This is a genomic window from Rhizobium sp. BK313, from assembly GCF_014193655.1.
Lineage (GTDB): Bacteria > Pseudomonadota > Alphaproteobacteria > Rhizobiales > Rhizobiaceae > Rhizobium.
Genome location: NZ_JACHZQ010000001.1, coordinates 1,148,979 through 1,172,549, shown reverse-complemented (window position 1 = coordinate 1,172,549; position 23,571 = coordinate 1,148,979). Strand labels below are relative to the sequence as shown.

Sequence of the window (23,571 nt, the reverse complement as noted above, 5' to 3'; positions counted from 1 at the left end):
GGTTTCGCCCCCGGCAAATCCGCTGCTGACCTCGGCGAGCCGGGTACTACAGGCTGCAGTAACGCCGCCCGCCCCGGCGATCCCTGAGATCGAAGTGGAAATGGTTCCAGTGCTCGGCGTTGCTGCCCGGACCGAGCACGGTGTCGAAATAGCGGCAACTGTCGCTGCGCACCGCTTTCAGCAGCCGGCCCTCGCGGAAGGAGAACAGGCCCTTCCTACGGACATCGATCACATGGCCGTTTTTCAGAATGAAGGTGCCGACGTCGATGGCATTGCCATGGGCGTGTTCCGACATCGGGTTGTAGCGTTGATGGCTATTGTTCATCCGGCGGCAGGAATAGCCGCCGAGCGGCACGATGGTGCCGATACCCGTCCAATAACGCGTGCGGGCCGCCGGCGCCAATTCGTTCTTCACCCATTTGGCAAAGGCAAGCGTCACCTGACAATTCAACGTTACTGCCGGCCTGACGGCGATGTTGCCGGAAAGCCCACTCAACGAAACCGGATAAGGAACCTGGCAGGCCGGGCCACTGGAAATTGCCGGCTTGTCGTTATAGACGACGCCCATGCGTTGCAATTCCTGCCGGCAAGCGATTTCCGATGCAGGCATCACGCCTGGTGTCGATTGCGGCGCCTCCTCCTGCTGTTCGATCCGCGGCATCGGATTGTCGACGCGTGGCAGCATCGCGACTTGTGTGTTCGGCTGTTGGCGTCGGATTGGCGACTGATTGAGTTCGGCCTGCGCGGCTGGCCGTTGAATGATGGAGCGGTTGGCCTGCACCGGCGTGTCGGAGCCGATACCGTCGACGACAGGCTGATCGGTCTCGCCCTCGGCAATATTCTGGCCTTCCTCCTGCGCCAACCCGACGACCGGTCCGGACTGATCTTCCTCACTCGGTCCGACACCAAGCTCGGCGTCCATGTTGACACCTTGGGAGGGCAGGTCCGACTGCTGCGCCAGGCCCTGCTCAACGTCCGTGGTGGTCACGGCTTCATCGCCGCTGCCCATCGGCAGGCGGCCCTGTTTGGCGGCAGCCGAGGCGGGCATCGAAGCGGCGCTCTGCCTGTTGCCGGAAAGATTGTAGGTGTTGGTGTAGTTGGCGGAAGCGGAATTTACGGGGGCCTGATCGCCTTGATAGGTGAACTGCCTTTGCGACACGCTGCGGTGTGGCTTGATCGAGCCGACACGGGCGCTGCTATCGATGTTCGACGGTGGTACGAGGCTGTCGGCCGTACAGGCGACCAGCGCCGACGATACTAGCAACGGCAGAGCAGCCCGCCGCAGAAAGGACAAATACGCCATACTTTAGATCCGCTCCTGCTGCCCCAGCCACGGTCGGCAACTATTACGAATCTTAAATAAAAACGGTGAATGAATGCTTACCGCCTAATGGAAGATGGACGTCACGGACAGCTCCGAAAGGCGTGAAGCGTTCCGAAAAAAGATCATCTTCAATCGAGAGACCTGTTGTCGAACGTAGACGAAGTCTTTCCCATCGCAGCTCGATTGCGTAGGTTGAACGCCGGAATCAAAGGCTTTGTCGATAGGAGCGACTGAATGAACGACAGCGTCAAGCCAAGAGGCGAGTTGACCCTGCGCACGCTGGCCATGCCTGCCGATGCCAATCCCGCCGGCGACATCTTCGGCGGCTGGGTTATGGCGCAGATGGACTTGGCAAGCGGCATTCGCGCTGCCGAGCGGGCCCGTGGCCGCGTCGTCACCGCCGCCGTTAAGGAAATGGCTTTCGAGCTGCCGGTGAAGATCGGCGATACCTTGAGTGTCTATACACATATCGAACGTGTCGGCCGCACGTCGATCACGCTCAACGTCGAAGCTTGGGCTCACCGTTCGCGTTACAACAAATTGGAGAAGGTCACAGCCGGCACATTCATCATGGTGGCACTCGACGAAAATGGCGCGCCGAAGCCCGTTCCTTCGGAGAGCTGATAGGATGGAAGCCGCACGGACGCCCGAGGTCTACGTCTATATCAGGACGGTGATGAGCATGGTCATCGGCCTTGCCCTCGCCCAGCTCCTGATGCGCCTCGCCGGTTTCGTGCAATCGCCTGGCAAGAACCGCGTCTATCTGGTGCATCTCGGCTGGGTGCTGTCGATGTTCCTGTTCATCATCCATTTCTGGTGGTGGGAATATAGGCTGCAATCCGTGGCGGAAATCAATTTCGGCGTCTATCTTTTCCTCATCTGCTTCTGCTGCCTGTTCTATTTCCTCTGCGTGCTGCTGAATCCTCCCTCGATCGAGGATTATGGCGGCTTCGAGGAATATTTCATCTCGCGTCGCCGCTGGTTCTTCGGCCTCCTCGCCGTCACCTACGCCGTCGACCTCATCGATACGCTGCTGAAGGGTGAGACCTATTTCCGGTCGCTGGGCTGGGAATACCCGACGCGCAACGTCGTTTACATCGTCCTCTGTATCATTGCCGCCATCACCGCCAATCGCCGCTTCCAGGCGGCGTTCGTGACGATCGGGCTGATCTACCAATTTACCTGGATTTTCCGTCTCTATGATGTTCTTCCCGGTTGAGAAATCCGGCCATACAGGGAGCGACGCCCATGTTTTGTTGCATTCCATGTAAGGGAACGGCGGCGGCGCACCGAATGATGTCGGTAAAACTACTGCCATCTCCATGTTCTACAACCCTTGAATATCAGCTTGCAGGCGGGAGGACGTACCTTTGAAGCTCAACAGCTTTGCTTTTGGATTGGCACTTGCTCTTTCACTGGCTCCGTTTGCTTATGCCGATGATCCCGCGCCAGGACCGGGCGATACCTCGATCGCGCTGAAATATTGGGTGCAGTTCGCAAAAGAGGGCAATGCGGCTGCCCAATATGGCCTCGGCTATCGCTATGCCAACGGCCAGGGCGTCGAACATGACGATACGCAGGCTTTCGAATGGTACCAAAAGGCGGCAGCACAGGGGAACGCCCAGGCCGAATACGCCCTCGCCTACATGTATTCCAACGGCCGCGGCATCGATAAGGACCAGGAACAAGCGAATGCCTGGTACCGCAAGGCCGCCGAGCAGGGCAATGCCGATGCGCAATATGCTATCGGCTATTCCTATGCCAATGGCCGCGCTATGGATGTCGACAACGAGCAGGCGGTCGGCTGGTATCAGAAATCCGCCGCCCACGGCCAACCGCAGGCGCAGTATGCCCTTGGCTACATGTATTCGCATGGCTTCGGCGTGCGCGAGGACGATACGATCGCGCTCGGCTGGTATCGCAAGTCGGCCGACCAAGGGCGCAGCGATGCGCAATATGCGCTAGGCTATATGTTTGATAACGGCCTTGGCTCAGCCGTGGATCAAAGCCAGGCTGTAGAATGGTATCAAAAATCGGCCGACCAGGGCGATGCACAGGGCGAATATGCGCTGGGCTACGCCTATGCCAACGGCCGAGGCGTGGATCGGGACGATGGACAGGCTTACTCCTGGTATACGAAATCTGCGGAGCAGGGCCGCCCCGACGCGCAATATGCGCTTGGTTACAGCTTCGCGAGCGGCCTCGGCGTTCCGCAGGACTATAAGCAGGCGCTGCAATGGTACCGCAAATCGGCCGAGCAGGGCCGCGCGGATGCCCAATATGCCGTCGGCTACTTCTATGCCAATGGTCAGGGCGTACCGGTAAATAATGATGTTGCGGTCGAATGGTATCGCAAGGCTGCCAAGCAAGGAGACGCGCAAGGCGAATACGCCCTCGCCTTCATGTACGCCAGCGGCCGCGGCCTTCCCGAGAATTACGGCAAGGCGCTGGAATGGTACCGCAAGTCGGCCGACCAGGGCCGCTCGGATGCGCAATATGCGCTGGGCCAGATGTATGGCAATGGTCAGGGTACATTGTCGGACAAGGCCGAAGCGGCTGCGTGGTATCGCAAATCCGCCGACCAGGGCAATTCGGAGGGCCAATGCGCCCTCGGCTATCTCTACTACAGCGGCAACGGCGTTCCTAAGGACTATACCCGGGCCGCCGACCTCTTTCGCAAGGCGGCCGAGCAAGGTGATGCCCTCGCCCAATACCGCTTGGGATACATGTACTACAATGGCTACGGCGCGCCCAAGGATACGAACCTGGCTTCCGATTGGTTCCACAAGGCAGCAGACCAAGGACTGTCGGAAGCGCAATATAACCTGAGCTATATGGCCGCCAATAGCGACGGTCCGCTCAAGGACATCGGCCCGGAGAGCGAAGAACCCGTCAAGACGAACGGCAAAGGCGAAGCACCGGGCTGGGTGGTTCTCCAATTGCTGACGACGCTGTTGCCATAGGAAGACAACGATGCGCGGACGTTTTTCGCCCGCGCCCATTGCCGCTTTTACTATTCATATGAAGAGATTACGAGCTGAGGGGTAGGTCGTGCATTTCAAGAGGATGGCCATCGGACTGCTTTTTGCTCTGTCATCCATTGGCATTGCGCATGCGGATCTTGGGCAGGACGCCTATGACCGGGGCGATTACAAAGCGGCGCTGGATTATTGGCGCCCCCTTGCGAATAGGGGCGACGCCGCGGCACAACTGAAACTCGGCGAAATGTACGAGGAGGGTGATGGCGTCGAGAAGGATCTCACGCAGGCGCTCAACTGGTACCGTAAGGCGGCCGACCAGGGCAGTGCCGAGGCGCAGTTCGACGTCGGAACCATGTATGACGAAGGCGAAGGTGTCGCAACCGATGACGCTCAGGCCATCGTCTGGTACCGCAAGGCCGCGGAGCAAGGCTATCGCGACGCGCAATACAACCTCGCTTTGATGTACGACAACGGCGAAGGCGTGACCCAGGATAAGGCGCAAGCCTTCCTCTGGTACAGCAAGGCAGCCAAGCAGGGCGACGCGGATGCGCAGTTCAATGTCGGAGTCATGTACGACAATGGGGATGGTGTGACTCAGGACAAGAGCGAAGCCGTCGGCTGGTATCGCAAATCCGCCGACCAGGGCAATGCCGACGCGCAATACAATCTCGCTATCATGTATGACGAAGGCGACGGCGTGCCTCAGGACAATGCAGAGGCTGTAGCCTGGTACCGCAAGGCGGCAGATCAGGGCAAGATCGAAGCGGAATATAATCTCGCCATCATGTATCGCGACGGAGAAGGTGTGGCCAAGGACGGCAATCAAGCTATCTCATGGTTCCGCAAGGCAGCCGATCAAGGTGATGCCGATGCGCAATATGATCTCGGCGCCATGTATGCCGATGGCGACGGAGTTGCCGAAGACGATGCCCAGGCGATCATATGGTTCCGCAAGGCGGCGGATCAAAATGACGTCGACGCTGAATACAATCTCGGCGTGATGTATCGCGATGGCGAAGGCGTTGCCAAGAACGGCCCCCAGGCGGTCGACTGGTTCGAGAAGGCGGCCGCACAAAACTATGCCGACGCAGCCTTCAACCTTGGCGTCATGTACCGCGATGGCGACGGAGTACCGGTCGATTGGGCAAAATCCTTCGAATGGTTCCGTAAAGCCAAGACGATGGGCCGAAACGACAATGAGCCCGATGACAACAAGGACAGGCCGTTGCAGAAGGGCATCCCGATTTGAGATGACGGGATGGACGAAGCCGCTCCCAGCCTTGCGCCGACACTCCGCTACGCTTAGGTCTTGCCCGAACAGGAATCATGGATGGGAGATCGCCGGATGCGGCTCAGACAGATAGGCCTCGGACTGACGCTAGCGCTCTCAGTCGCCTTCCATGCACACGCGGACGAAGGGCAAGCCGCCTATGACAAGGGCGACTATGCCAGTGCCCTCGCCTATTGGCAGCCTTTGGCAGACAAAGGCGATGCGGTGTCGCAAGATGGGCTCGGCAGCCTTTATGCGCTCGGAAAAGGCGTCCCGCAGGATTATGCCCAGGCCATTGCCTGGTTTGCCAAGGCGGCCGATCAAGGTCTGCCCAAGGCGCAATTCCATCTCGGCTTCGCTTATCTCCGCGGCGATGGCGTCACGAGAGACCGCAATACGGCGATAGGCTGGTTCCGGAAAGCCGCTGCTCAAGGTTATGCGCCGGCGCAGAGTATTCTCGATCAAATGAATTGAGTAAGAACGCTCGCGTCTAGAGCATGTCCCCCAGGCTCCAATGGTTGCTCCAGCGGGCGTCGATTTCGTCCTCGACATTCTGGTAGCGGATATCTGTCGACAGGCGCAGGCGTCCGAGCGGGTCGCGGTTGGTCGTGGACGCATGGATCATGTAGGGACTGTGCAGCATGATATCGCCGGCCTCGTAATCGGCGGCGAGCCAGCGCGTATTGAAGCGCTCAGCCATATCGGGCAGATCCTTGGAGACCCAGCCGCCTTCGGTCATGTTCTTGTTGAAGGCGCTGACGCGTTCCTCCGGCGTGAGCGATGCGCCCTTGATCGCGAACTCCTTCTCCATGTCAGCGCCGATCCTATGCGATCCCTCGAGATAGACGAGGCCGCCCATGTCGATCGGAATGTCGCCAATCGGAATCCAGGCTGTGACGATGCGGCTCGTGCCGCCGCGCAGATAGACGAGATCGTAATGCGCGGGGGTGACGGCGCTGGTATTCGGCCGGGTGAAGCGCATGATCTTGCGCTTGTGCAGATAGGAGATGCCCTGCAGGAATTCGTCCATGAAGCAAGCGAGCCGCGGCTGCGTGCAGAAGCCCTCATAGGCCACCGAACGCACCAGCGACATCAGCCGCCGGTCGGCCAGCGCCTTGTCGGCTTCTCCCATGGCGGCGAGCCCGGTCATGGGATCGGAGTCAGGTTGAAGAAGCCCGGTTTCCATCAGATGCGCAAACACCCAGGCGCGGAAATCGAGCACATCCTGTCGCTTCAGAAATCCCTTGAGCCAGAGATAGCCATGCTCATGATATTGCTCGCGAAGCGTCGCTACATCGGTCGCGGCATCTGTAGGTTCGAGATAGCCGAAGCGGTTCTGCGCCACCGACAGGATCTTGCCATCAGCCTCAAGCGGTGCCAACCCGGACACTGTTTCATCCAGCACAGAACGCAACGAACCCGACATCTCAACCCTCCCGGAATGCACCATTCGCCGGCGCCTCTCCTCAAAGGCTGGGCCGACACATCGTCCGAATCATAAGACGAATGGATTTCGCTGCCTAGCGCTTCCTTCTCTTTGGCTTCGTCTGGTGGATATATCTCCTAATCGTCTGGCGCGACCAAGCGCTCTATGACCGTTTCAGCGACTGCAAAGTGATGAGGGCTGAACCGCCGCGCCTCACCTTTGCCGCAGATACGGGATTGCTACATCGGCCGGAGACATGGAAGAGTACCACCGCAAATAGCGTCCTATCTTAGCCGCCAGGAATCGACCGTCGTGATCAAAACATCCGCTGCACTGCCCTCCTCACTCTTTCCGTCGCTTCGCATGGGATTGCTGGCTATCGCCTTCGCCCTGCCGCTCTCGCCTTTGCCCACAACGTCCGCGCAGGCTCAGGCCGCGCCCGGCTCTTGCTGGTCGGTGCTGCAGAGCAAGTTCGGTCCGCAGATCGAGAAATCGGTCAACGAGGCCGACCCCTGCAAGAAACTGCCGGGACTAGACCACAAGGAAAAATTTGAGGTCAAATCGCTCGATGTCTGCAGCGCCCCCGGTGGTGTGCAGATCAACGCCCGCGCCGATCTCGCCTGCAAATCGCACGGTATCGTCCAGGCGACGGTCAAAGGGCAGCTCGAGGCTTCAGTGACCGTCGATGCCGGCGCCTGCAGGATCACCGATTCCCATGTCGGCGTCAGCGGCCCGATTGGCGACCTGATCTCTCAAGTGGGCGGATTACAGGAACTGGCCCGCGGCTTTGCGCAGGCAAAGATTTCCGAGATCTGCGGCAAGTAAGGCTGGAGGCCGGCGGCGCGGAGCCGCCGGCCATGCTTCGACGGGGGCGGCGATCAGATCGGCATCGCGCCTCGGGACTCCTCCATCCCCTTCCCGCCGAAGCGGATGCCCTTCTTCTCGAAGCCAAAACCGGAAAACAATGCCACGACGACGGCAACGATGATCAATACGATCAACAGCGCGAAGGCATAGTCGCCGTTCCAATGCGCCGCCAGGCCCGCCTGAATCGTGGCATTGCCGGATGCGAGCAGGTTGCCGAGCTGATAGGCGAAACCGGGGAATGTGCCGCGCACCTCGTCCGGCGACAGCTCATTGAGATGTACCGGCACGATGCCCCAGGCGCCCTGCACGAAGAACTGCATCAGGAAGGCGCCGACAGCGAGCAGCACCGGCCCATGCGCATAAACCCAGAGCGGGGCGACCGGGATTGCCAGCACCGAAGCGATGACGATCGCCCGCCGCCGGCCGATGCGTTGCGACAGCGCTCCGAAGAACAAGCCGCCGATCATCGCGCCGATATTGTAGACGATGGCGATGGCGCCGACCGTGTAGCTGTCATACTGCCGTTGGGCCTCGAGAAAGGTCGGGTAGAGATCCTGTGTGCCATGGCTGAAAAAATTGAAGGCGGTCATCAGTAGGACTGCCCACAGGAATAGCGGAATGTTTTCTCGCAGGACAGTAAGGAACGGCCGCTGGGGCTTCGCCTGCCGCGCAAGAAAGGATGGTGATTCCTGCACGCTGCGGCGGATGTAGAGCACCAGCAGCGCCGGCACAGCGCCGACCATGAACATGCCGCGCCAGCCGATGATCGGGAACAGCAGGAAGAACACGATCGAAGCCAGCAGATAGCCGGAAGGATAGCCGGCTTGCAGAATGCCCGACACGATGCCGCGCGAGTCCTCCGGCACGGTTTCCATCGTCAGCGAGGCGCCAACACCCCATTCGCCGCCCATGGCGATGCCGAAGAGCGCCCGTAGTATCAGGAACATCGTCAGCCCTGTCGAGAAACCGGTTAAGAACTCGAAGATAGAATAAAGCAGTACATTCGCCATCAGCGTTATCCGCCGGCCGAAGCGATCGGCGGCGAGGCCAAAGATCAGCGCACCCACCGCCCGCATGGCAAGCGTCAGGAAGATCGCCACCGAGACAGCGGGGACATCGGTATGAAACTCGTCGGCGATATGTTTGAGAACGAAGACCAATATGAAGAAATCGAAAGCATCAAGCGTCCAGCCGAGATAGGCCGCGATGACGGTATTGCGTTGTTGCGGGGATAAAGAGCGTAAACTATCCAATGCTGACATCATGGTCCTCCGACCGGATGGCGGCGGCGAGGCGGGCAATTCCGGATGCCGTCGAAGCAAGGTGGGAGCCCGGCACTCTCGCCAGGCGGGTTCGACGCTGCGGCGGGCTCCTCCTCCCGCCCTCGCGGAATGAGTGCGGCGGATGGCTGGGGCAGCCTACGCCAACGCCTTTGCAAAGCGAGGGTTCCATCACATTTCGCGTGATCGACCAGCGGAAAAATCGACTGTCTGTTTCCCTTTTGTACTCTTCCCCCCTTCACATCCGCACTGACTCCCTCCATATTCCGCCCATGGCAAAATCACCGAAACATTTCCCCGCCCCGACTGGTTTCGAAGAGGCGCCGCAAGCCTCGTTTGAAGGCGCGCCGCTCAGCGGCAGCGTCGCCGATTGGGTCAAGCAGCTCGAAGCGGACGCCGAGGCGGCCGGCGTGGAAACACAGCGGCAGATCGCCTCGAAAGCCGGCAAGCACCGCAAGAAGGTGGAAATCGCCGCCTCCAAGTCGGCGCGCGGCACCTCCATGGGCGGCTCAACCGATCCGAAGACGCGCGCTGCGGCAGGTCTTAATCCGGTCGCGGGTATGGATACGTCACTGGAGAATGCCGCCAATGCCGGTACCGCAGTCACCGCGACGGTCGAGGCGCTGTCGGCACTGATCGAGAGCGGCAATCCGCTGCATAAGAACGGCAAGATCTGGACGCCGCATCGCCCTGCCCGGCCGGACAAATCCGAAGGCGGCATCCCGATCCGCATGGTCTCGGACTATGAGCCCGCCGGCGACCAGCCGACCGCGATCCGCGACCTCGTCGAAGGATTGGAAAATGGCGACCGCAGCCAGGTGCTTCTCGGCGTTACCGGCTCCGGCAAGACCTTCACTATGGCGAAGGTGATCGAGGCGACGCAGCGCCCCGCCGTCATCCTGGCGCCGAACAAGACGCTGGCCGCTCAGCTCTATTCCGAATTCAAGAATTTCTTCCCGGACAACGCGGTCGAATATTTCGTCTCCTATTACGATTATTACCAGCCAGAAGCCTATGTGCCGCGCTCGGATACCTTCATCGAGAAGGAATCCTCGATCAACGAACAGATCGACCGCATGCGCCACTCGGCGACACGTTCGCTGCTGGAACGCGACGATTGCATCATCGTCGCCTCGGTCTCCTGCATCTACGGTATCGGTTCGGTCGAGACCTATACGGCCATGACCTTTCAGATGAATGTCGGCGACCGGCTGGACCAGCGGCAATTGCTGGCCGACCTCGTGGCGCAGCAATACAAGCGCCGCGACATGGATTTCATTCGTGGTTCCTTCCGCGTCCGCGGCGACACGATCGAAATCTTCCCGGCCCACTTGGAGGATGCCGCCTGGCGCATCTCCATGTTCGGCGACGAGATCGACGCCATCACCGAATTCGATCCCTTGACCGGGCAGAAGACCGGCGACCTGAAATCGGTGAAGATCTACGCCAATTCGCACTATGTCACCCCGCGCCCGACACTGAACGGCGCTATCCGCCATATCAAGGAAGAGCTGAAGATCCGGCTCGCCGAGCTGGAAAAGGCCGGCCGTCTGCTGGAGGCGCAGCGCCTGGAGCAGCGCACCCGCTACGACGTCGAAATGCTGGAAGCGACCGGCTCCTGCGCCGGCATCGAAAACTATTCGCGCTATCTCACCGGCCGCAACCCCGGCGAGCCGCCGCCGACCCTGTTCGAATATATCCCCGATAACGCTCTGCTGTTCATCGACGAGAGCCACGTCTCCGTCAGCCAGATCGGCGGCATGTATCGCGGCGACTTCAGGCGCAAGGCGACGCTGGCCGAATACGGCTTCCGCTTGCCCTCCTGCATGGACAACCGTCCCTTGCGCTTCGAGGAATGGGACGCCATGCGCCCGGATACGATCGCCGTGTCGGCAACGCCGGGCGGCTGGGAGATGGAGCAATCCGGCGGCGTCTTTGCCGAACAGGTCATTCGCCCGACCGGCCTGATCGACCCGCCGGTCGAGGTCCGCTCTGCCCGCACCCAGGTCGACGACGTCGTCGGCGAAATCCGCGAAACCGCCGCCAAGGGCTACCGCACCCTCTGCACCGTGCTGACCAAGCGCATGGCCGAGGACCTGACCGAATATCTGCATGAACAGGGTGTACGTGTCCGCTATATGCATTCCGACATCGACACGCTGGAGCGCATCGAGATCATCCGCGATCTTCGTCTGGGTGCTTTCGACGTGCTCGTCGGCATCAACCTCTTGCGCGAAGGTCTCGACATTCCAGAATGCGGCTTTGTCGCCATCCTCGACGCCGACAAGGAAGGCTTCCTGCGCTCGGAGACGTCGCTGATCCAGACGATCGGCCGCGCCGCGCGTAACGTCGACGGCAAGGTAATCCTCTATGCCGACAATATCACCGGGTCGATGAAGCGGGCGATGGAGGAAACCAGCCGCCGCCGCGAAAAGCAGATGGCCTATAACGAGGAACACGGCATTACCCCGGAATCGGTGAAGGCGAAGATCTCAGACATTCTCGACAGCGTCTATGAGAAGGACCATGTCCGCGCCGACATCGGCGGCGCCTCCGGCAAGGGCTTTGCCGATGGCGGCCACCTCGTCGGTAACAACCTGCAGACCCACCTCAACGCGCTGGAAAAAGCCATGCGCGACGCCGCCGCCGACCTCGACTTCGAAAAGGCCGCCCGCCTGCGCGACGAAATCAAACGCCTCAAGGCCGCCGAACTGGCCGTCATGGACGATCCGATGGCGCGGGAAGAGGCAAAGAGCCTGGAAAGCAAGGGATCGTCATCGCCGGCCAAGCGCAGCGCGAGCCGAGGACCGAGCGCGACGATCGAAAATGCCGATCAATCGACCTCCTATTTCGCCAAGCCCAACCTGGACGAAATGGGGCCTGGCAGCGACGCCGGCACACCCCTCTTCCGCAAAAACACCCTCGACGAAATGACCGTCGGGCGCACGGAAAAGCCGGTGATCGGCAAGGTGCCGGACAAGCCGATCATCCGAGCGAAGCCGGGCGTCGGGTCCTATGAGGATGCGGTGGATGAGAAGCAGAGGAAGGGCCGGACCAAGGGGAAGACGGGGCGGCCTGGGAGGTAGGGGCTTTTCAGTTTCTTGTGGCGGCTTTCGGACCCATAGCGGACATTGACAGTCTAGCCATTAAAGGACAGCTTCGCGCCCCCATTTCACCCGTTCAGACACCATGTCAGTGTCCCAAAAGCTGCCATCGAGCTGAGCGCCATAAAACTCAAAGACGAAAGCAACGCCAGCCTGAAGTTACCTAAAGGCGGAAGCCGAAAAACGAGCCTATAATGAGCACTTCGGAAGCTGGTGGTACTTCCGACATTAAATCGACGGACATCCCCCCGCTCTTAATTCCTAGATGTCGAAGCCGAGATGCCGAGCCATTTCGGCCGGTGGAGTAATCGGCCACCGCAACGAAAAATTTAAGCGCGACAAGTCGTATCTTTCGCTTCGCACCAAGCAAATTGTCACTGTCGGAAGCACCCTCCGGGAACGCTCCACGTACTAGCACCAACAGGTGTCACCCGGCACTGCCGGGTGACAGAACGTCCGGCCGAGGTCCGGTCGATGTCGTCAAGACCTGATGAACGAGAGCAGGTCGGGGTTGAGGACATCCGCATGTGTGGTCAGCATACCATGGGGGTAGCCTGGATAGGTCTTAAGCGACCCGTTCTTGAGCAGGTCGACCGCACGCGGCACGGAACTTGCGAAGGGGACGACTTGATCGGCCTCGCCATGCATCACCAGCACCGGCACGGTGATCTTCTTGAGGTCTTCGGTATAATCTTCCAGCCAAGAGTCGACAGTCGCGTAGTGAGCCAGGGCACCACCGGCCATGCCCTGGCGCCACCAGTTCGCAATGATCGCCTCCGAAGGCTCGGCCCCGTCGAGGTTGTAACCGTAGAACGGGTTCTCAGGGACGAACCGGAAGAACTGCGACCGGTTGCCCAGCACGCCCGCGCGGATCGCTTCGAACCACTCCGGCGACTGACCGGACGGGTTTTCCTCGCTCCGGTACATGTTCGGAGTCAGGGAAGCGACCAGTACGGCCTTCGCGACGCGCTCCGGGTGGCGGGCGACATAGCGAGCCACCTCACCGCCACCCGTGGAGTGGCCGATGTGGATCGCGTCGCGCAGGTTGAGGTGCTCGGTCAGGGCCGCGAGGTCGGCAACCCAGTGGTCCATGTCGTTGCCGGTGCCGGGCTGGTCGGACCGGCCGTGGCCGCGCCGGTCGTGGGCGATCACCCGATAGCCGTGGCGAAGGAAGAAGGTCATCTGGGCGTCCCAGTCGTCCGCCGACAGCGGCCAGCCGTGGCTGAAAACGATCGGCTGGCCTGAGCCCCAGTCCTTGTAGAAGATGTTTACGCCGTCCGCGGTAGTGATTGTAGGCATCGAGTCGCTCCTTCTCCGATTGGACACAGTTGATTGGGAAATACCTCCGGTGAGGCGCGTTTGATCATATCCCAAAATTGCGACGTCAACTAAATCCCCCCTTATATGAAAGACAAATACCTTGTAGGTTCGAGCTATGCCTTAAAGGTATAGCGAGGACCCGATGGAACTGAGGCATTTGCGCTATTTTGTTGCTGTTGCGGAGGAGGGAAGCTTACTGACCGCAGCCGAGCGGCGGCTAAACACTTCCCAGCCCTCACTCAGCAGGCAAATTCGCGATCTGGAAACCGAAGTCGGAGTAAAACTGCTGGAGCGGCAGCCGCGCGGCGTGACGCTCACCGCCGCCGGTAAAGTGTTTCTTGATCACGCGCGTCTGGCGTTATTGCAAGTCGAGGCGGCTGCGGAAGGGGCCCGGCGGGCAGAACGGCCGGAGAAGCAGTCGTTCGTTATCGGTTTTCTCGCAGGGCAAGAGGTCGTGTGGCTACCCCATGCATTGCGCATTATTCGTGAGGAAGCGCCGGAGGTTGAAATCATATTGTCCAGTCAGTCTTCCCCGGACCTGGCTCTGGCACTGATGCGAGGCAAGCTGGACGTCGCTTTCCTTCGCCCCGAGACGCAGAGTGTTGGTGTGTCCTTTAAGTTTTTAACCAAGGAGCCACTGATCGCCGTGCTGCCGGCGGACCATCGCTTGACGTCGCGCAAAAAGATCCGACCGCAGGACCTTGCCCGCGAAACTTACGTCAGTTCGGCTAGAATTTCTCCGGTATTGCAATCCGTGATCCAGGAGTACGCGTCGAAGGTTGGGATTACCCTCAAGGCAGAGTACGAAGGTGACGGCTTACCATCAGCAATGTCGCTCGTCGTGTCTACAGGTGGAATAACGCTTATTCCGCTTTATGCGCAAAATATGCTGACGCCAAATGTCGTTGCTAGAGCACTTGAGGGTATGCCTCCGACAATTGATCTCACCTTAGGATACAACGATTCAAATTCCTCACCTTTGCTCCGCCGATTTTTGTCTCGTTCTGACGAATTAGTCGCCAACGTACAAAATCAGAGCATCATCCGCTACGCTGAAGTTCCATAGTAGCAATCAAGCTCCTGCGATTTCTACTTGTTGGCGCGCTCCCGAATTTTGTTCAGCATTCTCTAATTTTGGGTATCGACCCATCTCGACTTTTCCGATCCACCGAGCAACTCCTCTGATCGATTGATGAATGGCCGCTATCGCAGTTTGGTCCTCGAATGCGGACAGACCGCTCCCGGCCCCAAATCGGTCACCGCTTCGTGGGGAGCGCATGTCTGCTTTTGGCGCAAAGCAGCCGTGGTGTCTCGGCTGCTATTGACCCTAGCGTCCGTTCTTCTATGCGCCTCATCATGTCGCAGCGCCACAGCCCCTTCCTCGTGGAAGCGACAGGACCGGTCGGCGTGGCTTGTTGTACATGCACTCCAAAAGTCAGGCTGCGGGGCTGATATTCTGGTTCAGCCGGAAAAGGTTTCCGGAATCCAAACGTTGCTTAAGCCGCGCCAGACGCTGATATTTGGTCGCGCCATAAGCTTCGACGGCGATCCCGGAATCGACATCGCCTTGCTCGTTGACATAGTTTCCCTCCATCGAGGGGTCGACCAAGTCGCGGGCTGTTTGGCGGCCCCAATCGATGCATGAAGGGTCTTCGGACGGGTCGTCCCAGACCGGCTCGGTCAGCCAGTAATAGCTAGCTTCACGTCCGGAATAGGCGGTGGCCTCCTCAGCCACATCGCGCACCGCACCGCCGAGCATCAACACGCTGATCTCGCAATCGTCCGTCGGGGCATCTGCGATCTGGCGGAGCATGTGCGGAATGGCAGCCTCGTTCATGTCGCGCCAGAAACCGCCTTTCACATAGTAGCGCCGCAGCCATGCGAAGAGTTCGTCATTGCGGCTCTGCAAATCGAGGAAGGTCATGGCGGTCATGCCGCCGTGCCCCGTTCCGGCCAGAGAGCCGAAGGGCGCCAGCGCCCGTTCCGCACCCCCACGATCTCCCAGCCAGACGACGGTTATGGTGAGCTCCGAACCGGACAGGGTGAAATTCAGGGTGAGATCGCGCGGCACCGTGCGCGACAGGTCGCGAAGACGGCGAAGGCCATCTACGGCATTGGCCAGCGGGTAAGTCCAGCGTCCGACGGCAACGGGACCGAGGTTGTGCATTCGGAAGAGAAAGCGGGTCACGACGCCGAAATTGCCGCCGCCGCCCCGGATGCCCCAGAAGAGCTCCGGATCGGATGCCGCATCGGCCCACACGACGTCACCCTTGGCCGTGACGATCTCCGCACCGAGCAGGCTGTCGATCGTGAGGCCGTATTTGCGGCTCGCCCAGCCCATGCCGCCGCCGAGCGTTAGGCCGGCGACACCGGTGTGAGAAATGACGCCTGCAGGCACCACAAAACCGTGCGGGACGATGGCCCGGTCGAGATCGCCGAGAAGGCAGCCGCCGTCAACTTCGGCGGTCCGCCCATCCACGTCCATTTTTATCGCCCGCATAGGTGACAGGTCGAGGACGAGCCCGTCGTCACAGGTCGAGAGGCCCGGAATGCTATGGCCACCACCGCGGACGGCAAGGAGGGAGCCGGAGGCCGCTGCGGCATGCACCGCGACCCGTACATCCCGCACCGTTCGCGCCCGGACGATCGCGGCCGGACGCTTGTCCGCAATGCCGTTCCAGACCCGCCGATATTGATCGTAATTGGAATGCGTCGGGGTCAGGAGCTCTCCGTCGAGCTGCCCGGCCGCGATTTCCCTCAGAAGCAAGCTCGACATGATCCGCCCCCCGGCTGAGATCGCAAGCTTAACCATATAACACGGCATGACGACCGCTGCATGCGCAAAACAGGATATGCGAATAGGGGTTTGGCGGCTATGCGAGGTCGAGGTCGGCAACGGGCAAGCCATGCGATCCACCCTGAGTTGCCGACCTTTATCGACATCGTGATGGCTGTGTCCCAGGTTCGGCTCAAGAGTGGTACTTCGTTACTTTGAACGGCCGCTAATGGCGCCAAGCGGACAATGATTGTGCAGGGATAACCTCCGCGACTATTGAGCTCATCGTGAGCAAATTGTCACCAAAGCCATACCGTCGATCCCTGCTCGCATAACTCCCCGCTGCAACGTGGTGCCAAAAACGAAACAAATGCGGCGATCATGAGGGCATGCATCACATTCCAACCACTTGAAATTCCAACCCTATTTCGCGTCATTCCCCTTCGCCTCAATATTGCCCCTTACCTTTTGTCCTGTCGCCCATATGCCCGCTCGGACATTTGCATCCGGGTGACTGGCCTGATGTGCCAATGCCGGCAGCGCCAAGCAGCCTCGTCAGTTCGCCTAAGCCGCTTCGACAGGATGTGAACTCACTCGGGATAGGACTCAACGCCCTCTGGCGCCACCTTGTGGAAGAGGATGAATACCAGGGGGTTGCCGGGCTCGGACATTGCATCGCTGCGCTGGCCCGTTATCTCTCCGGCCACGCCGCTCGTATATTCCGCGACCACTTCGCCGAAGCTGTTGCGCTGGATGGCCAGCTTCTGTCCGGGTTCGACCTTGTCGTTGAGCTTGACCAAATGCTCGACGATCCCGCCCTGGGTTGCCAGGATCGGGAACGCGCTGTTGCCGATGAAGACATTAACGTCCTTGCCTGTCCGGCCCATCGGCCCGGCAACGATGCCGTGATGCCTAAGGACGTTCATCGTGCCTTCCACGAAGAGCGAGATCATTTCGATGTCCAGGTGGCGGGCAGCCCCGATCTCCGGGCAGAAGGACGGGATGCCCACGGCGATAAACGCGTTATGCAGGACACTGGGATATGTAGGGTTATCGAAGATCTGGCCGACGGGATAGAGCTCCACCATCGCCTTGATCTCGGGTACGTCCATCTCTGCAATATTGAATGCGGAGACTTCGAATCCGGTTGTTCCGGTGTGGAAGTCGATCGCAAAGTCGGCGTTCGGCCGCAACAGCCGGTTGAACAGCAGCCCGGCGTGTCGGCTGGTCGCGGTGAGACCATTCTCGTTCCCAGGCCATTCCCGGTTCATATCGATCAGATCAATGCCCCTGCCCTGATTGGGCCACCTGCGCTGCATGCTTTCCATGGCCGGGCGTGCCACGTCGGTGACCGCCATGACCGTGCCCGACATCTGCGCCGGATCGAGCTGGTTCATCACGGCCTGGACCGTATGTATGGAGCTCATCTCGTCGCCATGCACGCCACTGGTCAGGACGCCGCGCTTGCCCGGCTTCGCTCCCTTGGCGACGATGACAGACACATACCAGTGCTGCCCGGTCGGCATCTCTACGCCCTGAAAATACAAAAGGTGCTTCTTGCCGGGCTCCAGGTCGTTGACGTCGAGCGCGCTGACGACTTTCGTCCCCTGGATCACATCGCCGGTATAAACCGTCGCTTGTGACGCACCCGATGCTTGGCCGGCAGAGGAAGTCGTTGAGGCTTGGGCGTTCACGGAGCCCGCGTTGGCCGCCAGTGCGGCCGCGGCGCCGACCGTGGCAATGGAGGCCTTTAACAGATCGCGGCGATCGAGGCCTTTTCTAGGTTTGTCCGACATGACTAGGGTCTCCCTTATGTCGTGTGAAAAGCTAAAGTCGAATGCTGAATGCGTAGACTTTCATCACCAAACCGCTCGCATAGGCCACTCGTCGCGGCCAGCGATCACTTCCTGCCGCGAGCGGCAAGATATTGCTTCAATCGCGTGATCTGGTCGGCAGACCAGCCCTGTGTATCCGTCACGGCGAGCCATGCGTCCACATAGTGTTCGGGTGCAAAGACATGACCGTAGCCCATCGGCGTATTGGTCGCGACGGCCATGTCGATGACCAGCTGCAGCATCGTCACGACCGGGTACCACCGCAGCTCCGGCGAGACGTCCGGGCCGCGTGGCGCATCCATCCACTCGGGACGACGATAGAGATCGCGATAATCGAAAAACGTAATCGGATCGCTCGCATACTGGAGGTAGACGATGCGCATCGGACCCCAAGGCGCGTTTGCCGGACCGGCGTCGCCGTTCTGGTTCATGAAGCGGACGAACGAACCATCCCGGACCTGCGGCAACCAAGCCGGCGAGCCGGCATTGCGATGCTCGGTCATGTTGCGCCATATTCTGCTCTCGAAGGGCGGGCCGCTCCACAACGCCCCTTGAATGGGATCGCCAAGGATCTCGAAAAGCTCCATCGATTTTTCGGAGTTCATCGCACCGAGGCTGAGACCGTGCAGATAGAGCTTTGGCCGCTTATCCCGAGGGAGCGTCGTCCAGTATTCATAGACGGCAGCAAACAAAGCCCTTGCCGCCTCCGAGCCGTAGTCCGGCTCGACCAGCAACGACAGCGGACTTGACAGATAGGAGTACTGCAGAGCCACGCTTGCCACGTCGCCATGGCGAAGATATTCGAGCGTGTCCATCGACGCGGGATCGATCCAGCCGGAGCCGGTCGGCGTGATGATGACGAGTATCGAGCGTTCGAAGGCGCCGACACGCTTCAATTCTTCGACGGCGAGTTGCGCCCTTTCGTCCGCCGTATCGGCCGCCCGAAGCCCGACATAGACCCGGATGGGTTCGAGCGCATCCGTCTGAGTGAAGGCGCTTATTTCCGCCGCGGTAGGCCCCGTCGCAAGGAACTCCCGCCCCGCCCGTCCGAGTTCTTCCCAGCTGAGGAGGGAAGCCGCGCTGCCCGTCTTGAGTGGAGCTGTCGGCTGCGCTCGATCCGGTTCGATTAGAGCATCAAACGTCGCGAAAGACGAATCGACCACGTGCAGCGCGTAGCGGACGAGCACGCCGTTCGCGATCGTCCAGAACAACAGTATCGCGACAGCGAAGCCGATCACCTTCGAAACCCTGCGCGGGACGAAACGATCCGACCTTTCTGAAATTAAACGGGAGATGCGCTTGAAGAGCCGTACTGGCGCGACGAGCACCAGGAACGTGACGATCGCGATGATGCAGACTTCAAACGGGTGTGCGCTCGTCACAGGCTCGAGTTGCATCAGCTGACGGATTGAATTCTGCCATCCTGCAGTCTGCCACAGGAACATTATGGCGACGACGGCACATGCGGCCGTGACAGCAATCTTGAGAACAAGCAAAAGCCGCTCACGCGGTTCCGGAAGCTCCATATAAGCCCACAGCCAGTGCCATGCGGCCCCTATGCCGTAACCGACGGCGAAACATGCCCCGGAGAGCACGCCCTGGGTCAGATAGGTTCGAGGAATGAGGGTCGGCGTAAGAGACGCGACGAAGAACAGCGTACCCGCGACGAGGCCGCAGGCAGAAAGCGAGCGCCAGAACTTTATCACCCAGCTACGCATACAGTCGCTTCGCTTCTCTGAGGATGAAATATTTCGCCATTAACGATTAATATGTGCAAGACGTAAAGTATTCTCGTCTGCTCAATTCGGCAAATCGCAAGATCAGATCGGGTCATATTGCGTTCCTCAGAATCTGCTTCCCGAGTGGAAGTCCGATGTTTGAGAGCGGTTTGACCTTGCCGGAAGTCCCGGCGAGCCAGGAGGCTACTCGATTGAGAGTCAGGCCTTCGCAAATAGGGCTCGTTCTGGCCGCCTCCTCTAGTGACGGCTGATGCCGCCAAGCGGACCATGATTGTGCAAGGATAGTCTCGGCCGTTATTCAAATGAGCTCATGGCGAACAAATCTTCACCAAGCCATGCCGTCGATCGTTGCTCGAATAACTCCCGCTGAACGTAGTATCAAAGTGGAACAAGGACGCCATCATCAGGGATATGGACCACCTCCCCAACCCGTTGAAATCCCCGCTCTATCTCGCCTCGTTCCCGCCTCGCCACAATTTTGCCCCTTGCCTTTTGTCGCAAATCCTGTCACCCATATGGCCGCTCGGGCATTTGCATGCCGGTGACTGGACTGATTTGGCAATGCCGACTGCGCGAGGCAGCCTACAGAGGTTTATCCTCTGCGTAGACGTTCTTTCCCCGTACGTGAACTTCTCGACTGGCTTTCGCATGGCGCGGGGGCAAAGCCGTCCGGGAAGGTTCCCGGACAGAATACTCAGACTGTAGGGAAAAGGACTATCCCAATGGCCACCAAGGGCATCGTAAAATTCTTCAACCAGGACAAGGGTTTTGGTTTCATCACCCCGGACGGCGGCGCTAAGGACGTATTCGTCCACATTTCCGCTCTCCAGGCTTCCGGCATCCAGTCGCTGCGCGAAGGCCAGCAGGTCACCTTCGACACCGAGCCGGATCGCATGGGCAAGGGCCCGAAGGCTGTCAACATCAAGGCTTCCTAAGCCTTAGTTGATTACCCGGATAAGGTTTTGAACGGCGCGGCAAAAACCGCGCCGTTTTTCGTTTGTGGGTGAGGAGCGGTTCGGCACAGCCGAAGCAATCGACCCAGTGGGTCGATTGCAGCGACGAACGCCCGGAGCCCAAAGCGAAGGGCCGGCGCGTGCGGCAAATGCGGAACCCCATCTCGCCCCTGGCGGGCGAGAAAGCAATTTCACCAGTTTAGAAATTGCAAGTGAGGGGTCCGTGCCTTACGCACTCACCCGCTCGCTCTGACCCATAAAATCCACCGCCGCAAATGCCGCCGCGATCACCTCCGGCCCTGCCCCCGGCTTATTGGCATCGGTGGAGAGGATTTGGCGATAGCGGCGCGCGCCCGGCAGGCCGGTGAAGAGGCCGACCATGTGGCGGGCGACATGCTGCAGGCGGCCGCCATTGGCAATATGGCGCTCCGTATAGGCCATCATCCGGTCGCGAAGGTCGGTCCAATCCGGCTCGACGGACGGTTCGCCATGGAAGCGGTGATCGACATCTGCGAGGATGGCGGCGTTCTGATAGGCGGCGCGGCCGAGCATGACGCCATCGACATGGGCAAGATGCGCCTCGGCCTGATCCAGCGTCTGAATGCCGCCATTAATGCCGATGAAAACATCCGGCCAACGCTGTTTCATCCGGTAGACGATATCGTAGTCCAGCGGCGGGATCTCGCGATTTTCCTTCGGCGAAAGACCCTTCAACCAGGCCTTGCGGGCATGGATCCAGATCGCATCGGCGCCAGCGTCGAGCACGCGAGTGATCAGCTCCGGCAGTGCCTGTTCCGGCTCCTGCTCATCGACGCCGATCCGGCATTTCACCGTCACCGGTGCCTTGGAAACCGCCTTCATCGCCGCAATACAAGCCGCCACCGTCTCCGGCGTCAGCATCAGGCAGGCGCCGAAGGTGCCCGACTGCACGCGATCCGAAGGACAGCCGACATTGAGGTTAATCTCGTCATAGTCATAGGCTTCGGCGATCCGCACCGCTTCCGCAAGCTTGTCCGGATCCGAGCCGCCGAGCTGCAGCGCCACCGGATGCTCGCTGACGTCATGACCCAGCAGCCGGTCGCGCGGCCCATGAATGATCGCATCCGCCACCACCATCTCGGTATAGAGCAACGCGTGGCGGCTGATCTGCCGGTGCAAAAAACGGCAATGCCTATCCGTCCAGTCGATCATCGGGGCCACGGCGAAAACGGGCTTGCGGCCATAAAGGCTATCCGCCTGCACTCCGGGCTTTTCTGCCGATTTGGTCATGTCTAGTTTGCTCGCATAAACTTTGTTTGGCCCATTCCAAGTTTCTATCGCTGCGTCGAAGCGACCTTAAAAGGCGTGCAGCAACAGGATGGGCACGATTTCGAAAGGCGATATACAGCAGAGATAGGAATAAAGCGAGACGGCGTCAAAGTTCACAGCCTGCCGCAAATGGTCGCCCAGCAAAGGTGTTGCAGTGGGATCACCAACGCCGCCGCCAATATCTGAGCCTCAAGGCTTTGCTGCCGCGGGTTCGGTCTTCGGCTTCAGCAAGGTGACGAGAAGAAGGCCGACGATGATGATCGCCGCCCCTTCGAGGTGATATGTTTGCAATTGCTCGCCGAGGATCAGATAGGCGAGTATGGCGACGAAAATTGTCTGCAGATAAAGAAGCACGCCGGCGCGCGCCGCGCCCAGCGCCTCAACGCTCCGATTGAAGAGGTAATAGGTTATCGCTCCGCCAGGGATCGCCACATAGGCGAGCGCGATCAGCCCATTGCCGTTGAGCGCCGTGCGCTCGTCGGAACCGAGCTCCCAGAGGTAGAAAGGCAGCGCCGTGAGCACTGCGGCGCCCAAGAGCAGCACTAACAGCGGGAGGCGCTCTATATCGAATTTCGCGCGGCGAAGCAGAACAGTGTAGAGACTGAAGCAGAAAGAGCCGGCGACGATCCACAGCTCCCCTGGATTGATATCGAGGCGCATCAATGCCGCCGGGCTGCCCTTGACGACGATGACCACGATCCCGAGGAAGGCGATGATCGATCCCGTCACCTGCCATATTCCCATCGGCTCGCCCAGAATGAGGCGGGCAAGGATCATCGTGATAATTGGAATTAGAGCCATGATAATGCCGGCTGTTGTGGCATCCGCATGTTCCAGGCCGGTGAAGAGCAGGCCCTGGCAGATCGCAAGCCCGATTCCGCCAATGCAGAGCAGTTCCAGCGGACGAGCCCTCGCAAGCGCAACCATGGCGCCAAAATGCCGGCGCACGATCGGCAAGAGGATGGCCCAGGCGATCGCCACGCGCCAGAAGCAGAGCGCCCAGGGTGGCATTTCGTGAGAGACCCATTTTGCGGCGATATAGACGCCGGCCGACAGCAGCCAGCAGAGGACCGCCACGGAATAGGCGACCGAAAGCGAATTGCCCGTCGCCTGTGCCGTCCTAACCTGATCGGTATGAACCCCCAAGACATTTATCGCCATGGTTTAGTTATGCCACAGTTCCCGTCGTCTGCACAGATCAGCGGGTTCGCAGAGGCTACGGCAAATGTCCAGCCATCGTTTCTCAGGGTGTCAGTGGACACGCAAAACCCTTCTGCGCCACGCTTTACACCAAAACGTTTCCGAAGGTTGGTTTTCCCCCCCACTCCATTGGTGCTAGGTTGCCGTTGGAGTCGGAAGGCATGGATCTTCCGGCAGCAGACGAACTA

The 23,571-nt window shown here is 59.8% G+C and carries 18 protein-coding genes; 9 read left to right on the top strand and 9 right to left on the bottom strand.

The features are described 5' to 3' along the window. Positions 1 to 46: 46 nt before the first annotated feature. Positions 47 to 1,303, bottom strand: a complete 1,257-nt coding sequence (locus tag FHT86_RS05535) for an extensin family protein (RefSeq protein WP_133705876.1) — start codon at positions 1,301 to 1,303, stop codon at positions 47 to 49. A gap of 255 nt (positions 1,304 to 1,558) precedes the next feature. Between FHT86_RS05535 and FHT86_RS05530 the strand changes: the two genes are divergently transcribed. From FHT86_RS05530 to FHT86_RS05510, 5 genes are all read left to right on the top strand, one after another. Beyond that, positions 1,559 to 1,948 carry an acyl-CoA thioesterase gene (locus FHT86_RS05530; RefSeq protein ID WP_133705875.1) on the top strand — a complete coding sequence of 130 codons (390 nt, stop codon included), beginning with the start codon at positions 1,559 to 1,561 and terminating at the stop codon, positions 1,946 to 1,948. Between the two features lie 4 nt (positions 1,949 to 1,952). Then, the gene (locus tag FHT86_RS05525; protein ID WP_133705874.1) at positions 1,953 to 2,543 is read left to right on the top strand and encodes a hypothetical protein; all 591 of its coding nucleotides are present in this window, start codon (positions 1,953 to 1,955) and stop codon (positions 2,541 to 2,543) included. Positions 2,544 to 2,694: 151 nt separating this feature from the next. Continuing rightward, entirely contained in the window at positions 2,695 to 4,287 is a 1,593-nt protein-coding gene (locus FHT86_RS05520; RefSeq protein WP_133705873.1) for an SEL1-like repeat protein, read from the top strand. Between the two features lie 88 nt (positions 4,288 to 4,375). Further along, positions 4,376 to 5,554, top strand: a complete 1,179-nt coding sequence (locus FHT86_RS05515) for an SEL1-like repeat protein (RefSeq protein WP_133705872.1) — start codon at positions 4,376 to 4,378, stop codon at positions 5,552 to 5,554. Positions 5,555 to 5,650: 96 nt separating this feature from the next. Then, positions 5,651 to 6,049, top strand: coding sequence for a tetratricopeptide repeat protein (locus FHT86_RS05510; protein WP_133705871.1), 399 nt, complete (start codon positions 5,651 to 5,653; stop codon positions 6,047 to 6,049). Positions 6,050 to 6,065: 16 nt separating this feature from the next. Here FHT86_RS05510 and FHT86_RS05505 read toward each other — a convergent pair whose 3' ends face one another. Continuing rightward, entirely contained in the window at positions 6,066 to 7,001 is a 936-nt protein-coding gene (locus FHT86_RS05505) for a phytanoyl-CoA dioxygenase family protein (RefSeq protein WP_133705870.1), read from the bottom strand. Positions 7,002 to 7,313: 312 nt separating this feature from the next. Here FHT86_RS05505 and FHT86_RS05500 point away from each other — a divergent pair, with 312 nt between their 5' ends. Continuing rightward, positions 7,314 to 7,826, top strand: a complete 513-nt coding sequence (locus FHT86_RS05500) for a hypothetical protein (protein WP_312862262.1) — start codon at positions 7,314 to 7,316, stop codon at positions 7,824 to 7,826. A 53-nt stretch (positions 7,827 to 7,879) separates the two neighbouring features. Here FHT86_RS05500 and FHT86_RS05495 read toward each other — a convergent pair whose 3' ends face one another. Then, positions 7,880 to 9,130, bottom strand: coding sequence for an MFS transporter (locus tag FHT86_RS05495; protein WP_133705869.1), 1,251 nt, complete (start codon positions 9,128 to 9,130; stop codon positions 7,880 to 7,882). A gap of 290 nt (positions 9,131 to 9,420) precedes the next feature. Here FHT86_RS05495 and uvrB point away from each other — a divergent pair, with 290 nt between their 5' ends. Continuing rightward, on the top strand, positions 9,421 to 12,234 hold the full coding sequence (gene uvrB, locus FHT86_RS05490; protein WP_133705868.1) for an excinuclease ABC subunit UvrB: 2,814 nt from the start codon (positions 9,421 to 9,423) through the stop codon (positions 12,232 to 12,234). A 498-nt stretch (positions 12,235 to 12,732) separates the two neighbouring features. Here uvrB and FHT86_RS05485 read toward each other — a convergent pair whose 3' ends face one another. Further along, positions 12,733 to 13,551 carry an alpha/beta fold hydrolase gene (locus FHT86_RS05485; protein WP_133705867.1) on the bottom strand — a complete coding sequence of 273 codons (819 nt, stop codon included), beginning with the start codon at positions 13,549 to 13,551 and terminating at the stop codon, positions 12,733 to 12,735. A gap of 163 nt (positions 13,552 to 13,714) precedes the next feature. Between FHT86_RS05485 and FHT86_RS05480 the strand changes: the two genes are divergently transcribed. After that, positions 13,715 to 14,638 (top strand): LysR family transcriptional regulator, encoded by a 924-nt coding sequence (locus FHT86_RS05480; protein WP_133705866.1) that lies wholly within the window; start codon positions 13,715 to 13,717, stop codon positions 14,636 to 14,638. A 369-nt stretch (positions 14,639 to 15,007) separates the two neighbouring features. Here FHT86_RS05480 and FHT86_RS05475 read toward each other — a convergent pair whose 3' ends face one another. The 3 genes from FHT86_RS05475 to FHT86_RS05465 all read right to left on the bottom strand — a co-directional run bounded on the left by FHT86_RS05475 (position 15,008) and on the right by FHT86_RS05465 (position 19,901). Next, entirely contained in the window at positions 15,008 to 16,348 is a 1,341-nt protein-coding gene (locus FHT86_RS05475; protein ID WP_133705865.1) for an FAD-binding oxidoreductase, read from the bottom strand. Between the two features lie 590 nt (positions 16,349 to 16,938). Continuing rightward, on the bottom strand, positions 16,939 to 18,144 hold the full coding sequence (locus tag FHT86_RS05470; RefSeq protein ID WP_133705864.1) for a succinylglutamate desuccinylase/aspartoacylase family protein: 1,206 nt from the start codon (positions 18,142 to 18,144) through the stop codon (positions 16,939 to 16,941). Positions 18,145 to 18,248: 104 nt separating this feature from the next. Continuing rightward, complete coding sequence (locus tag FHT86_RS05465) at positions 18,249 to 19,901, bottom strand: alpha/beta hydrolase (RefSeq protein ID WP_133705863.1); 1,653 nt, start codon at positions 19,899 to 19,901, stop codon at positions 18,249 to 18,251. A 743-nt stretch (positions 19,902 to 20,644) separates the two neighbouring features. Here FHT86_RS05465 and FHT86_RS05460 point away from each other — a divergent pair. Then, a complete protein-coding gene (locus FHT86_RS05460) occupies positions 20,645 to 20,857 on the top strand; it encodes a cold-shock protein (RefSeq protein ID WP_028752932.1) in 213 nt (70 codons plus the stop codon). A gap of 246 nt (positions 20,858 to 21,103) precedes the next feature. Here the strand turns inward: FHT86_RS05460 and dusA are convergent, their stop codons facing one another. Further along, positions 21,104 to 22,144: a tRNA dihydrouridine(20/20a) synthase DusA gene (gene dusA, locus FHT86_RS05455; RefSeq protein ID WP_133705862.1), complete on the bottom strand. Its 1,041-nt coding sequence runs from the start codon at positions 22,142 to 22,144 to the stop codon at positions 21,104 to 21,106. A gap of 228 nt (positions 22,145 to 22,372) precedes the next feature. Next, positions 22,373 to 23,344 carry a DMT family transporter gene (locus tag FHT86_RS05450; RefSeq protein ID WP_133705861.1) on the bottom strand — a complete coding sequence of 324 codons (972 nt, stop codon included), beginning with the start codon at positions 23,342 to 23,344 and terminating at the stop codon, positions 22,373 to 22,375. Positions 23,345 to 23,571: the final 227 nt, after the last annotated feature.